Origin of the sequence: Sphingomonas sp. (assembly GCF_042095875.1) — a bacterium.
Classification (GTDB): Bacteria; Pseudomonadota; Alphaproteobacteria; order Sphingomonadales; family Sphingomonadaceae; genus Sphingomonas.
Genome location: NZ_JBELMJ010000031.1, coordinates 1 through 13,860, shown reverse-complemented (window position 1 = coordinate 13,860; position 13,860 = coordinate 1). Strand labels below are relative to the sequence as shown.

Below are 13,860 nucleotides of genomic sequence, written 5' to 3'. Positions count from 1 at the left end.
TCTTCTGCCACGACCATAGCCGCGCCGTTCCGGATGCCTAGGGGGATCGCGTATCTTGCCCCCGCGCGCGCGATCCTGCACTCGGGCGCGCATGTTCGACCTCGACGCCTATCTCTCCCGCATCGACCTGCCCGCGCGCCCGACCAACGACGGCGAGGGGCTGCAACGGCTCCAGCGCGCGCACCGGCTCGCGATCCCGTTCGAGAACCTAGACGTGCGGCTCGGCCGCGGCGTCGCGATCGACTCCGCCGCGGTGTTCGCGAAGCTCGTGACCGCGCGGCGCGGCGGCTACTGCTTCGAGCACAACCGGCTGTTCCTCGACGCGCTCGCTGCGACCGGCTTCTCCGCGCGCCCGCTGCTCGCGCGCGTGTGGCTCGGCGCCACCGAGGTGCCGCCGCTCACCCACACGCTGTCGCTGGTGACGATCGGCGACGAGCAGTGGATCGCCGATCCCGGCTTCGGCGGCAGCTACGCGCCCGTCATGCCGCTGCGCGACGGTGCGGAGGCCGAGGCGCCCGACGGCGCGCGCTTCCTGCTCGCGCGCCACGACGCGCACGGCTGGATGCTGTCGCGCAACGGCGATCCCGCCACCACCGACGGGCGCGGCACGGGTCCGGGCTGGCAGCAGCAGTACAGCTTCACGCTGGCGTCCGTGCACGACAGCGACCTCGCGATGGGCAATCTCTGGGCGTCGACCGCGCCCGCCAGCCGCTTTACCAATCACGCCATCGTGTCGATCATCCTGCCGCACGGCTTCGCGACGCTGACCGACCGCGACTATCGCCGCCGCGCCGCATCGACCGACAGTGCGGGCGAGATCACCGACCCGCGCGTCTACCGCATGCGCCTGTCGATGATGTTCGGCATCGACCTGCCGAAGGACGACGTGGCGGCGCTGAACCTGTTCTGACGCGCCGCCGGTCCGATCAGCCGACGAACGCGCGCTCGATCACGTAGGTGCCGGGCGCGGCGTTCGATCCCTCGACGAAGCCGAGCTTCTCCAGCGTCGCGGCGGTGTCGCGGATCATGTCCATCGACCCGCACATCATGATGCGGTCGGTTTCCGGGTTGAAGCATTTGTCGCCGGTGATCGGATCGCCGAACATCCGGCCGTTCTCCATCAGCGCGTCGATGCGCCCGCTGGTGTGGAACGGCTCGCGCGTGACGGTCGGGATATAGTGGAACTGCTCAGCCGCCTCGTCCGCCACCAGCGGATCGTCCGCCAATCGCGCGGCGAGCTCGTCGTGATAGGCGAGGTCGCTGACGCGCCGCACCGAGTGAACCACCACCACCTGGTCGAACATGGTGTACACGTCCGGGTCGCGCGCCAGGCTCAGGAACGGCGCCAGGCCCGTGCCGGTCGACAGCATGAACAGCCTTTTGCCCGGCAGCAGCGCGTCGGTGACCAGCGTGCCGGTGGGCTTGCGCCCCAGATAGATTTCGTCGCCCGGCACGATCTGTTGCAGCCGCCCGGTCAAGGGACCGTTCTCGACCTTGATCGACAGGAACTCCAGCTCCTCGGCGTAATGCTGGCTCGCGACCGAGTAGGCGCGCATGATCGGCTTGCCCGCCGCGCCGCCCTCGACCTCCTCACCCGGCAGCCCGATCATCACGAACTCGCCCGAGCGGAAGCGAAAGCTCGACGGCCGCTCGACCGCGAAGCTGAACAGATGCTCGTTCCAGTGACGGACCCAGTTCACCTTGACGCTGGCAAACGCCTTGCTCTCGGGAATGCTGATGGGGGCGCGGACGTCGGTCATGCCTGATCTTCCTCGAACCGCGCCCGGACGGCACGGTGTCTCTCTGCTGCTGGTCTGAATTGCGAACGCCGCGCAATATGGGTCGCGCGGCACGCGGTCAACCAAGCGGAGCTTGTCGCGCGTCAAGCTCCTTCACCCCCCCCCCCCGCAGTGCGCCAAGCTCCTTCACGCCGCGCCACCTAGCGCCCATATCGCCAACATATGTCGATCCAGATCCGCACCAACCTGGCCGAACCCGAGACGGGCGACGATTTCGTCCCCCACCGCCCGCAGCGCCCGGCGAAGGTCGAGGGCGGGCGCCCGTTCAAGCTCGTCAGCGACTACCAGCCCTCGGGCGACCAGCCGACCGCGATCCGCGACCTGGTCGAGGCCGCGCGCGCGGGCGAGAAGGATCAGGTGCTGCTCGGCGTCACCGGCTCGGGCAAGACCTTCACGATGGCGAAGGTGATCGAGCAGATGCAGCGCCCCGCGCTGATCCTCGCCCCCAACAAGATTCTCGCCGCGCAGCTCTACGGCGAGTTCAAGTCGTTCTTCCCCGACAACGCGGTCGAGTATTTCGTCAGCTACTACGATTACTACCAGCCCGAGGCGTACGTGCCGCGGTCGGACACCTACATCGAGAAGGAAAGCTCGGTGAACGAGGCGATCGACCGGATGCGCCACTCCGCCACCCGCTCGCTCCTGGAGCGCGACGACGTGCTGATCGTCGCCTCGGTATCGTGCCTCTACGGCATCGGCTCGGTCGAGACCTATTCGGCGATGATCTTCGACCTGAAGAAGGGGCAGAGCGTCGACCAGCGCGAGATCATCCGCAAGCTCGTCGCGCTTCAGTACAAGCGCAACGACGCCGCCTTCCAGCGCGGCAACTTCCGCGTGAAGGGCGACAATCTCGAAATCTTCCCGTCGCACTACGAGGACAGCGCGTGGCGCGTCTCGTTCTTCGGTGACGAGATCGAGGAGATCGTCGAGTTCGATCCGCTGACCGGCAAGAAATCGGCCTCGCTCAACTCGATCCGCATCTACGCCAACTCGCACTACGTGACCCCCGGCCCGACGATGAAGCAGGCCGCCGACGCGATCCGCCACGAGCTGACCGAGCGCCTCAAGGAGCTGGAGATCGAGGGCAAGCTGCTGGAGCGGCAGCGGCTGGAGCAGCGCACCAACTTCGACCTGGAGATGATCGCCGCCACCGGCAGCTGCAACGGCATCGAGAATTACAGCCGTTTCCTGACTGGCCGCCTGCCCGGCGAGCCGCCGCCCACCCTGTTCGAGTATCTGCCCGAGAATGCGATGCTGTTCGTCGACGAGAGTCACCAGACGATCGGCCAGATCAACGGCATGTCGCGCGGCGACCACCGCCGCAAGATCACGCTCGCCGAGTACGGCTTCCGCCTTCCTAGCGCGATCGACAACCGACCCCTGCGCTTCAACGAGTGGGACGCGATGCGCCCGCAGACCGTCTGCGTCTCGGCGACGCCGGGCACGTGGGAGATGGAGCAGGCCGCGGGCGTCTTCGCCGAGCAGGTGATCCGCCCGACCGGCCTCATCGACCCGCCGATCGAGATCAAGCCGGTCGAGGAGCAGGTACAGGACCTGATCGTCGAGGCGCGCAAGACCGCCGAACTCGGCTACCGCACCCTCGTTACCACGCTGACCAAGCGGATGGCGGAGGACCTGACCGAATATATGCACGAGGCGGGGATCAAGGTCCGCTACATGCACTCCGACGTCGAGACGCTGGAGCGTATCGAGCTGATCCGCGACCTGCGCCTCGGCGTCTACGACGTGCTGATCGGCATCAACCTGCTGCGCGAAGGGCTCGACATTCCCGAATGCGGGCTGGTCGCGATCCTCGACGCCGACAAGGAGGGCTTCCTGCGCTCCGAAACCTCGTTGATCCAGACGATCGGCCGCGCGGCGCGCAACGTCGACGGCCGCGTGATCCTCTACGCCGACCGCATCACCGGCTCGATGGAGCGCGCGATGAACGAAACGCAGCGCCGGCGCGAGAAGCAGCAGCAGTACAACCTCGAACACGGCATCACGCCGACGACGATCCGCCGCAACATCGGCGACATTATCGCGCACGTCAGCCAGGGCGATCAGGTCACCGTCGAGATCGACGAAGACCGCCCGCACATGGTCGGCCACAATTTGCGCGGCTATATCGAGGAGCTGGAGAAGAAGATGCGCAAGGCCGCATCCGACCTCGAGTTCGAGGAAGCCGGGCGCCTGCGCGACGAGATCCGCCAGCTAGAGCAGGAGGAGCTCGGCCTGCCGGTCGAGCAGCACAAGGCGCCGATCATGGGCCGCTCGAACGAGGGCAAGCCCGGCACGCGCAAGACCCGATTCGGCAAGCAGCAGCAGATGCGAATGAACAAGCGCCGGTGACTGGAAGGTCGTGACCCGCCCGCGCTTTCTGCTCGGGGGCACGGCGCTCGCGCTGCTGCTCGGCGCGGCGCTGGTCGCAATGACCGGAGGCGGGGTGCAGCCGGGCATGCGGTTCACGGCCACCGCGCTGCCGACGATACTGCCCTTCGTGCTCGGCACCCTGGCACCGCGCGGCCGGCGCGCGCTGTGGCTGGTGCTCGCCGCGCTCGTCACCGCCGGATGGACCAGCGCGGCGCTCGGCCTGCGCGCCGCGGTCGACGGACCGAGTTTCGCGGGGCTCCACGGCTGGCTTGCCTGCGCCGTGGCTGGCGCGGTCGCGCTCGTCGTCACCACCATCGGCACGGTTCGTCACCGCACCCGCGCGCGCAACCGAACCGCGACCTGACATCTCCAGCGCGCCACCTGCTTGATTGATCGCGAGGCGCTGTCCTGCACGCCCGCGCCACCCGCGCGACATCGCACGCCGCCAGCCACTCGCAGTTCAGCCGCGCGCGCCTACATGGAGAGCATGTACGCGCAGCCCAGACAGGAACGGTTCGGTGCCGCCGCCGCCGCGCTCGCGGTCACGGGCGCGCTCGGCTGGGCGCTGCTGACGGGGCTGGCGGGCGACGCGATCCGGCAGCGCGTCGACGAGGGGCTGCGGCTGTTCGACCTCGCCTCGCCCCCTCCCCCGCCGCCCGCGAAGACGGTGCCCCGACCCAAGGTCAGCAAGCGCGCCGAGGGCCGCGCCGCGCCGCCCAACATCCGATCGAAGGCGACGCAGGTCGTCGCGCCCGAGCCGGTCGTGGTCATCCCCGTCCCCCCGCCCCCGATTGTCGTCGCGACCAAGGCGTTCGAGGGTAATCAGGCGACGCAGGGTGCCGCGCCCCGCGTCGGCCCCGGAACGGGCGCGGGCGGCGTCGGCGACGGCACCGGATCGGGCGGCTGGGGTGACGGCGACGGCGATGGCGGCGACGAGACGCCACCGATCCAGCGTCGCGGCCGGATCACCGACGGCGACTTCCCGTCCGACATCCGCGACCTCGCGGAAACCGGGTTCGAGGGCACCGTGTCGGTCCGCTTCCTGGTGCAGACCAGCGGCCGCGTCGGCGAGTGCCGCGTGACGCGGTCGAGCGGCTACCGCTCGCTCGACGCCGCGACCTGCCGCCTGATCCAGCAGCGCTTCCGCTACGAGCCGTCGCGCGACGCCGACGGTCGTCCGGTCCCGGCCTGGATATTGGAGAACCACACCTGGGCGATCGAGGGCGACCAGCGCTGATGATGCTGGCATCCGCCGGGAGGACACTAACCCTTCCTCCACCGTCGTCCCGGACTTGATCCGGGACCCCGCTTCTTAACCGAGCTGCAGAGTGAGATCCCAGGTCAAGTCCGGGGAAACGTGAAGACAGCCGCTAGCTCAGGACCATCGCCAGCATCATGAAGCGAGAAGGCGGCACCCGCGGGCGCCGCCTCCCCTCACCGGCGCTCAGCGCGCGTCCTTGTCCGGCTGCATCGGCTCGGCGTCGATCGTCTGCGGCGGGCGCGTGTTGCCCTTCTCGGGCGCGTCCGGGTCTTCCAGCAGCTCCTCGGTCGCCTTCTGTACGTCGTTCTTCTCGCTCATCGCGTCAGTCCTTCATGCTCGCGGGCACGCTGCCGCCGTTCTTCTCCAACTCGCGCATCACCGCCTTGTGGAGCCAGATGTTCATCTCCGCCGATCCGTCCTTGGCACCGCTGTAGCCCAGCTCGGCCGCGAGCTCCTTGCGGTTGGAAAGGCTCGAATCGAGGTCGAGCAGCTTCATCAGGTCGACGATCGAGGTCCGCCAGTTGAGGTCCGGATTGCCCTTCTGCGACGCGATGTTGGTCAGCACCTGCTCGACGTCGACGGCTTGCGCCGGGGCGGGGGCAGGGGTGGCGGGCGCCTGCGCCGGAGCGGACTGCGGCGACTGCTGCGGCGCGGGGTGCGCGGCGCCGCCGGTCGGCGCCGGCGCGGGCGCCGCGTCCTTCTTGCCGCCGAACTGACCGCCCAGCGGTCCGTTGTGGCCGAAGATCGCATCCTTGATCTTGCCGAAAATGCTCATGCTTGAACTCCTGGGATCAGCCGTTGGCCAGATTTTCGTTGGGGACTTCGTAGTAGCGCGCGACGCTGTCGGCGTAGGATTGGTTGAAGACCGGCGGATTGTTCGCCCAGCTCGGCCCGCCCTCCAGCATCCGCCGGTCGATCGTCACCACGTACAGGTCGCGCACCGCGTCGAGCGACAACAGCGAGAACGGCAGCGGGTAGAAGCTCTTGCCCATCCCCAGGAACCCGCCCAGGCTCAGCACCGCGTGCGTCACCCGGCCAGACCCCTTGTGCACCATGAAGGCGTGCACACTGCCCAGATGGTCGCCGTCGCGGCTGTCGACCCGCATCGAGTCGGCTAGGGTCGAGCGCACCAGCAACTGGTTCGGCTCGGCGTTGGTCGATGCGGCGTCGGTGTCGGTGTCGGACATATGGTCTCCCCTTGAATACGGCGGAACAACCGCCCGCCGCGGCGGCGGGTTCCAGCCGCGGTTGAGCGCGGGTCGCGCATCCGGCATAGCCCGGCGGATGACCGTTTCGCGCCCGCCCGTCCGCCCGCTGCTCCGCGTGTTGCCCCCGATGGCGCTGTTGTGGGTCGCGGCCTGCGTCGCGCCGCCGCGCGCGCCGACCCCGGTCGACGCACCGCGCCCGACTCCCACGCTCGCGCCGCCGCGCCCCGCGCCGGTCGATTGGCAGGACTGGCCGCGCACGCCCGGCACCTGGACCTACCAGCGCGACGCGCGCGGCAGCCGCGCGCTGTTCGGCACTGCGGGGCGCGACGCGCTGGCGGTGCTGCGCTGCGACCGCGGCGAGCGTCGCCTGTTCCTGTCGCGCCCCGGCAGCGCCACCGCGCCGTTCACGATCCGCACCACCTCCACCACGCGCAGCGTCGCGGCGCAGCCGACCGGCGGCACCCCGCCCTACGCCGCGACCGCGTTCGCGCCGACCGATCCGCTGCTCGACGCGATCGCGTTCAGCCGCGGACGGTTCACGATCGAGCAGGCGGGCACCCCCGCGCTGGTCCTGCCGCCCTACGCCGAGATCGGCCGCGTGATCGAGGATTGCCGCGGCTGACGGCGTGCCGGCGCGCGGCCCATGGCGCGCGCGGCGGCGGATGCTCGATCAGACGAGTTGAGAATACAAGCCTTGTATATCACCCGCGAAGAGGACACATTGCTCTCGCGATCAACGCAGGTCGCACGTGTCTTCAACCAGCGAAAGGAGGTGATCCGATGTCTCATGGTTCAGCAGTGGGTTCGGTTCAGTTCGTTCGGGGGACTCGCGTCTGAGGATCGCCGACGGGCCGGAGGGTATCGTCCCTCATTCAACGGCTCGCTGACGTTTCGAAGAGGCGTTCATGGTCTCCCGGGCTGGAGCTCTCCGGCCGCTGACCATGTCTAGGGGTTGTCAGGTCCATCAGCAGACGGCCTGGCAGCCCCTTCTCATTTCCGGGCTCGGCGGAGCGCGATCGTTCGCCGGCGCCTCACCAGTCTCTGACCCATTCGATCCGCCGTCGTCCCGGACTTGATCCGGGACCCCGCTGCCTTTCTCCCGCCGTGCTCGAAGAACTGTACGCCGAACCTAGTTTAGGGTGACGAAGGAATGTGCGTTACGCTGATCTGAGTACGCTCTGTCGCAGCCTTCCACGCGCACCGTGCATCACATCCAACACCGGCACGCCCACACCGACGATCTGAAAACCCGCGCCGCTCGTCAGCAGGAAGCCGCTCGCTCACCCACCCTGCGGCATGCTGAAATATGGCAGCATGTGCGCGCAATAATCCGCCTTGCCCAGCTCGATGCCCTCGGCGCGCAGGATCGCGTAGGCGGTCACGACGTGAAAGTAGAATTGCGGCAGCGCCCAATCGCGCGCGTAAACGGTCGCGGTCACGTTCATCGCCATCCCGTTCGGCAGCGCGTGCGCGATCGGCGCGTCGCCGTCGAGCGTCAGGCCATCCGCGGCCGCCGCTTCCACCACCGCCAGCGTCTCGCTGATCCGCGCCCGCGCATCGGCAAGCGTGCCGGGCCGCTCGCCCGCGTTGCGCGCTTCCTCCAGCAGCTCCTGGATTTCGGGCGGGAAGTCGCGCGCCTGCAATCGGAACACCGCCTCCTGCGCCTGCCGGCACGCGAACCGGACCTGCGTGGCGAGCGGGAACATGTCGGGGGCGAGCCGCGCCGACAGCAAAGCCTCCGCCTCGCCGCCGCGTGCCGCTTCGGCCTTGTCGAGCCACGTCGCCATCGTGCCCAGCATCTGGGTGTAGGTCGGCAGCAGCAGGTCGGACAGAGTCATGCGGTGGCTCGCTCGGTGCGGTGGATCAGGCGGGTTCCTTCCGCCGCGCGCGTTTGTGCGTCAAGCATGGCGCGTCACGCCGGCTGGAGCAGCCCCTCGCGCGCGATCTTCTCGCGCCAGACGAGCGGCGCGAGCTGGTGGACGTTCTGCCCCTCCGCGTCGACCGCGACCGTGACGGGAAAGTCGCTGACCTCGAACTCGTAGATCGCTTCCATCCCCAGGTCCTCGAACCCGACGACCTTCGAACCCTTGATCGCGCGCGCGACCAGATAGGCCGCACCACCGACCGCCATCAGGTACGCCGACTTCGCCTCCCGGATCGCGTCGGTTGCCGCCGGGCCGCGCTCGGCCTTGCCGACCATCGCGAGCAGGCCCTGGTCGAGCATCATGCGCGTGAACTTGTCCATCCGCGTCGCGGTCGTCGGACCCGCCGGCCCCACCACTTCCTCGCCGACCGGATCGACCGGCCCGACATAGTAGATCACGCGTCCGCGGAAGCTGACCGGCAGCTCCTCACCGCGCGCCAGCATGTCCGCGATCCGCTTGTGCGCGGCGTCGCGCCCGGTCAGCATCTTGCCGTTAAGCAGCAGCCGGTCGCCGTGCTTCCACGTCGCCACCACCTCGGGCGTCAGCGCGTCGAGGTCGACGCGCTTGGCCGCCGCGTCGGGCGTCCAGTCGACCTTGGGCCATTCATCGAGCTTGGGCGCTTCCAGGTACGCCGGGCCGCTGCCGTCGAGCGTGAAGTGCGCGTGGCGCGTCGCGGCGCAGTTCGGGATCATCGCCACCGGCTTGCCCGCGGCGTGGCACGGCGCGTCCATGATCTTGACGTCCAGGATGGTGGAGAGGCCACCCAGCCCCTGCGCGCCGATGCCGAGCGCATTGACGCGGTCGAAGATCTCGATGCGCAGCGCCTCCAGGTCGTTCCTCGGCCCGCGCGCCTTCAGCGGACCCATGTCGATCGGCTCCATCAGCGCCTGCTTGGCGAGCAGCACGCAATGCTCCGCGGTGCCGCCGATGCCGATGCCCAGCATGCCCGGCGGGCACCAGCCCGCGCCCATCTGCGGCAGCATCTCGATCACCCAGTCGACGATCGAATCGGACGGGTTCATCATCTTGAACTTGGACTTGTTCTCGCTGCCGCCGCCCTTCGCCGCGACGTCGACCGACACGGTGCTGCCCGGCACCATGTCGACGTGGAGCACGCACGGCGTGTTGTCGCGCGTATTGCGGCGGGTGAAGGCCGGGTCGGCCAGCACCGAGGCGCGCAGCTTGTTCTCCAGGTGCAGGTAGGCGCGGCGCACGCCCTCGTCGACCACGTCCTGCAGCGAGCGCGATGTGTCGTCCAACTGGCAGTCCATGCCCCATTTGACGAACACGTTGACGATGCCGGTATCCTGGCAGATCGGACGATGCCCTTCCGCGCACATCCGGCTGTTGGTCAGGATCTGCGCGATCGCGTCCTTGGCGGCCGGGCTCTTCTCGGCCTCGTACGCCTCGCCCAGCGCGCGGATGTAATCCATCGGGTGATAGTAACTGATAAACTGGAGCGCGTCGGCCACGCTCTCGATCAGATCGGCTTCGCGGATCACGGTCGTCATGGCCGAACCCTGTAGGACGCGCCACCCGCGCTCGCAACCGTGCGACGCGGGGGGTGCTCGCCGTTGGTAAAGATCGCGTTAGGCATCCGCGCTAAGCTTCGGCAAACGCCGCTCACCTATGTCACCCTTATGGGTAACATGCGTCCTTCACCGAGCGAAGCTGCTGACACGATCGTCGGTGACGCGGACGATCCCGCGCCCGACGTGCTGGCGAGTCTGGGCCTATCGGCGATCGACGAGGAGCGCGTCGGCGACGATCGCGAGGCAGCACTCGCGGCGGTCGCCGACCTGTGGCCCGCGGCGGGAATCGCGCTGGTCGCGGTGCCGCTCGTGCTCGTGATCGCGGCGGCGGTGTCGGGTGCCGACGGGCTGGCGGCCAAGATCGCGCTCGCCGGACTGCCCGCGCTGCTCGCCGGGCCGGGCATCTTCGCGCTGCTCCGCCTCGTCGTCGCGCAGCAGCTCGCGACGCATCACCGCGTCGCCTTGGTGGCGGGCGGCGTCGCGGCCGCCGCCGCGTCGCTGTTCACGCTGTCGCAGCTCGTCGCCAACCTGACCGACCACCCGGCGCAGGTCGCCGCGATCGTCGCGGTGTTCGGCACCATGATCGTGACGGTGGCGGTAATCTACCCGCTGCCCGCCGCCACGCTCGGCCTCGCCGCCGCGCTCGCCGGCGCCACCGCCATACGCTTCGGCCTGTCCTGGTCGAGCCCCGTCGCCCTCGTGCTCACCGCCTTGCTCGGCCACGGCCTGATCCGCCGCAGCCGCGCGCGCCTGCGCGACCTCGCCGAGCAGGAGGAAGCCGCGGGCGCGGAAACGCTCGCCAGCCGGCTCGTCAACGAGTTCGAGAGCCACGGCTCGGGCTGGTTCTGGCAGACCGATCGCGGCGGCCGCCTCACCTACCTGAGCGACAAGGTCGCGCGCGAGGTCACCGGATTCGGGATCAAGGCCAAGGGCGAGGCGCTGACCCGCGTATTCCGCGTCGATGCCGCACTCGCCGAGACCGAGCGCACGCTCACCTTTCACCTGTCGAGCCGCACCTCCTTCTCCGACTACTCGGTCCGCCCCGCGCCCGAGGACGCGCCCGAGCGCTGGTGGTCGATCTCGGGCCGTCCCCTGCTCGACCATCTCGGCCGGTTTCAGGGCTTCATCGGCTCGGGCTCCGACCTGACCGAGAAGCGCCGCGCCGAGGCTGAGATCACCCGCCTCGCGCTGTTCGACAGCCTGACCGGGCTCGCCAACCGCCAGCGCATGCGCCTCCAGCTCGAGCAGATGCTCGCCCCCAATCAGCGCGGGCACGGCTTCAACAGCCTGTTCCTGCTCGACCTCGACCGGTTCAAGGCGGTCAACGACACGCTCGGCCACCAGGTCGGCGACGAACTGCTCAAGCAGGTCGCGGGACGGTTGCAGAAGACGGTCGGCGAGGTCGGCATGGTTGGCCGGCTGGGCGGCGACGAGTTCAAGGTCATCATCCCCCGCGAGGGCAACCGCGAGCGGCTGGGCGCGCTCGCCGACGCGATCATCACCGCGCTGTCCCGGCCTTACTACATTGACGGCGCGACCATCTCGATCGGCTGCTCGATCGGCGTCGCGATCGCGCCCGAGCACGGCGACAATCCCGAGGCGCTGGTCCGCAACGCCGACCTGGCGCTCTACGCCGCCAAGGGCGACGGGCGCGGCGTGCACCGCTTCTACCGCGACGAGCTGCTGGAGGGCGCGCAATACCGCCGCCAGCTCGAGGACGACCTGCGCCAGGCGCTCAAGCAGAACCAGCTCCACCTCGCCTACCAGGCGGTGGTGTCGACCGCGGACGAGCGGATCGTCGGCTACGAGGCACTGTTGCGCTGGAGCCACCCGACGCGCGGCTTCGTCAGCCCGGCGGAGTTCATACCCGTGGCCGAGGAATGCGGGATGATCGAGGCGATCGGCGAGTGGGTGATGCGCACCGCCTGCGCCGAGGCCGCGACCTGGCCCGACCACGTCCGCGTCGCGGTCAACGTGTCGCCGATCCAGTTCGCCAACCCCGCGCTCCCCAGCCTCGTCACCAGCGCGCTCGCGACCTCCGGCCTGCCGCCGCAGCGGCTGGAGCTGGAGATCACCGAGGGCGTGTTCCTCAACGAGGACGCCTCGTCCGAACGGATGTTCGCCGCGCTAAAGCGGATCGGCGTGCGGCTCGCGCTCGACGATTTCGGCACCGGCTATTCCTCGCTCGGCTATCTGAAGAAGGCGCCGTTCGACAAGATCAAGATCGACCAGAGCTTCGTGCGCGGCGCGATCAACGAGAGCAACCGCAACGCCGCGATCATCAAGGCCATCGTGACGCTCGCCGACACGTTGGGCATGGAGACCACCGCGGAGGGCGTCGAGCAGCAGGACGAGATCGCGCTGATCGGCGAGCTGGGGTGCAGCCACATCCAGGGCTACGTCTACGGCAAGCCCGCGGGGGCCGAGGTCGTGCACCAGCAACTGGCGCAGCCCGGCGGCAAGGCGATCGCGGTCGGCTTCAAGACCAGCCGCGCGCAGCGGCACAAGATGCTGCGCGCCGCGCGCGTGTCGCTCCACGGCGAGAGCGCGGAGGTGCGCATCCGCGACATCTCGACCGGCGGCGTGCTGATCGACGGCGTCGACCTGCCCGCGGAGGCGGTCGGGTTCGAGATGAAGATCGAGCTGTTCGAGGGGCAGATGATGCCCGCCACGATCCGCTGGGTCGACGACGGCCGCGCCGGGCTGCAATTCGCCTATCCGATCGACGTCGACCAGCTGATCCAGTCGACCCAGCGCCGCGCGGCTTGAAGCCGCAGCGCCTCCGGGCGGCGGTCGGAGGCACTACCCGACCGTTCGGCGCGGCATTGCTTCGGCTGCCGCGGGCTCTCCGGCCTAGCCTCGGCGATCGAACGATCCACTGAAAAGTTTTTTTCCGCGCACCTTCCCTCTTGTGCTCGCCGAACCCCGCGGAAATCCACGCGTCGCGCGTGCTGCGGCGCGCCGATCGGCGCCTCGGCGGTGATGAACCACTGTCCCGCCCGCGCATTACCCACTTGCCCACCGCGACGGTTTGGCACAATCTGTGGGGGTAAGGTTCAGGTTTCAACGCAACAGCTGGTGTGACGACGCCGCTCCGTCGGGGGCGGCAGCGGCGATCCGCGCGCACCAAGCGCGGCGGGTTTCGCGCCGTTGGTCACTCACGGTTGGTGCATTGGGCCTAGCCGCGGGGAGCGATCTCCGTTAGAACGTAACAAGAACAAAGGAGCCGCAGCATGAACCTCGGGGACGCCGGCAGCGAGACGATGATGATGGACCTGATGGAACGTGTGTCGATGCCCGAGGGCGATGCGGCACCCAGCACCGAGTCGCAGTCTGAGTCGAAGCCCGAGCGCGGCGCGCCCGGCATGTCGGCGGCGTCCGAGCGCGCGCCGACCAAGAAGGCCGCGTCGCGCGACTTCGCGGTCAGGACCGACTCCGCGCGCGACGCGCTGTTGACCGACTTCGGCAAGGAAACACTCAACGACCGCTACCTGCTGCCGGGCGAGAGCTACCAGGACCTGTTCGTCCGCGTCGCCTCCGCCTACGCCGACGACGAGGCGCACGCACAGCGCATCTATGATTACATCTCGCAGCTCTGGTTCATGCCTGCGACGCCCGTGCTGTCGAACGGCGGCACCGGGCGCGGTCTGCCGATCTCCTGCTACCTGAACTCGGTGCCCGACAGCCTGAACGGCATCGTCGACACGTGGAACGAGAACGTCTGGCTCGCCTCGCGCGGCGGCGGCATCGGCACCTATTGGG

13 protein-coding genes are annotated in these 13,860 nt (G+C 69.0%); 7 read left to right on the top strand and 6 right to left on the bottom strand.

The features are described from left to right. The first annotated feature begins 91 nt into the window (after positions 1-91). Positions 92-910 (top strand): arylamine N-acetyltransferase, encoded by an 819-nt coding sequence (locus tag ACFDS6_RS11465; RefSeq protein WP_375272294.1) that lies wholly within the window; start codon positions 92-94, stop codon positions 908-910. 16 nt (positions 911-926) lie between these two features. On the opposite strand, the gene ACFDS6_RS11460 is transcribed toward ACFDS6_RS11465, so the two are convergent. Continuing rightward, entirely contained in the window at positions 927-1,760 is an 834-nt protein-coding gene (locus ACFDS6_RS11460) for a ferredoxin--NADP reductase (RefSeq protein ID WP_375272293.1), read from the bottom strand. A gap of 201 nt (positions 1,761-1,961) precedes the next feature. Between ACFDS6_RS11460 and uvrB the strand changes: the two genes are divergently transcribed. The 3 genes from uvrB to ACFDS6_RS11445 all read left to right on the top strand — a co-directional run bounded on the left by uvrB (position 1,962) and on the right by ACFDS6_RS11445 (position 5,409). Continuing rightward, the gene (gene uvrB / locus ACFDS6_RS11455; protein WP_375272292.1) at positions 1,962-4,151 is read left to right on the top strand and encodes an excinuclease ABC subunit UvrB; all 2,190 of its coding nucleotides are present in this window, start codon (positions 1,962-1,964) and stop codon (positions 4,149-4,151) included. A 10-nt stretch (positions 4,152-4,161) separates the two neighbouring features. Further along, on the top strand, positions 4,162-4,536 hold the full coding sequence (locus tag ACFDS6_RS11450; RefSeq protein ID WP_375272291.1) for a hypothetical protein: 375 nt from the start codon (positions 4,162-4,164) through the stop codon (positions 4,534-4,536). 123 nt (positions 4,537-4,659) lie between these two features. Beyond that, a complete protein-coding gene (locus tag ACFDS6_RS11445) occupies positions 4,660-5,409 on the top strand; it encodes an energy transducer TonB (RefSeq protein ID WP_375272290.1) in 750 nt (249 codons plus the stop codon). Positions 5,410-5,616: 207 nt separating this feature from the next. On the opposite strand, the gene ACFDS6_RS11440 is transcribed toward ACFDS6_RS11445, so the two are convergent. From ACFDS6_RS11440 to ACFDS6_RS11430, 3 genes are read right to left on the bottom strand one after another with little or no spacing between them, the layout of a single operon-like run. Then, positions 5,617-5,751, bottom strand: a complete 135-nt coding sequence (locus tag ACFDS6_RS11440; RefSeq protein WP_375272289.1) for a hypothetical protein — start codon at positions 5,749-5,751, stop codon at positions 5,617-5,619. A 4-nt stretch (positions 5,752-5,755) separates the two neighbouring features. Beyond that, positions 5,756-6,208: a DUF3597 domain-containing protein gene (locus tag ACFDS6_RS11435; RefSeq protein ID WP_375272288.1), complete on the bottom strand. Its 453-nt coding sequence runs from the start codon at positions 6,206-6,208 to the stop codon at positions 5,756-5,758. Between the two features lie 16 nt (positions 6,209-6,224). After that, the gene (locus tag ACFDS6_RS11430) at positions 6,225-6,620 is read right to left on the bottom strand and encodes a PRC-barrel domain-containing protein (RefSeq protein WP_375272287.1); all 396 of its coding nucleotides are present in this window, start codon (positions 6,618-6,620) and stop codon (positions 6,225-6,227) included. Positions 6,621-6,717: 97 nt separating this feature from the next. Here ACFDS6_RS11430 and ACFDS6_RS11425 point away from each other — a divergent pair, with 97 nt between their 5' ends. Next, the gene (locus ACFDS6_RS11425) at positions 6,718-7,263 is read left to right on the top strand and encodes a hypothetical protein (RefSeq protein WP_375272286.1); all 546 of its coding nucleotides are present in this window, start codon (positions 6,718-6,720) and stop codon (positions 7,261-7,263) included. Between the two features lie 658 nt (positions 7,264-7,921). On the opposite strand, the gene ACFDS6_RS11420 is transcribed toward ACFDS6_RS11425, so the two are convergent. Then, entirely contained in the window at positions 7,922-8,479 is a 558-nt protein-coding gene (locus tag ACFDS6_RS11420; protein ID WP_375272285.1) for a DUF1993 family protein, read from the bottom strand. A 74-nt stretch (positions 8,480-8,553) separates the two neighbouring features. Beyond that, positions 8,554-10,077: a fumarate hydratase gene (locus ACFDS6_RS11415; RefSeq protein WP_375272284.1), complete on the bottom strand. Its 1,524-nt coding sequence runs from the start codon at positions 10,075-10,077 to the stop codon at positions 8,554-8,556. Between the two features lie 138 nt (positions 10,078-10,215). Between ACFDS6_RS11415 and ACFDS6_RS11410 the strand changes: the two genes are divergently transcribed. Together ACFDS6_RS11410 and ACFDS6_RS11405 are read left to right on the top strand one after the other, a co-directional pair. Beyond that, a complete protein-coding gene (locus ACFDS6_RS11410) occupies positions 10,216-12,867 on the top strand; it encodes an EAL domain-containing protein (RefSeq protein ID WP_375272283.1) in 2,652 nt (883 codons plus the stop codon). Positions 12,868-13,463: 596 nt separating this feature from the next. Then, a partial coding sequence (locus ACFDS6_RS11405) for a ribonucleotide reductase N-terminal alpha domain-containing protein (protein ID WP_375272321.1) occupies positions 13,464-13,860 on the top strand: 397 nt, incomplete at its 3' end.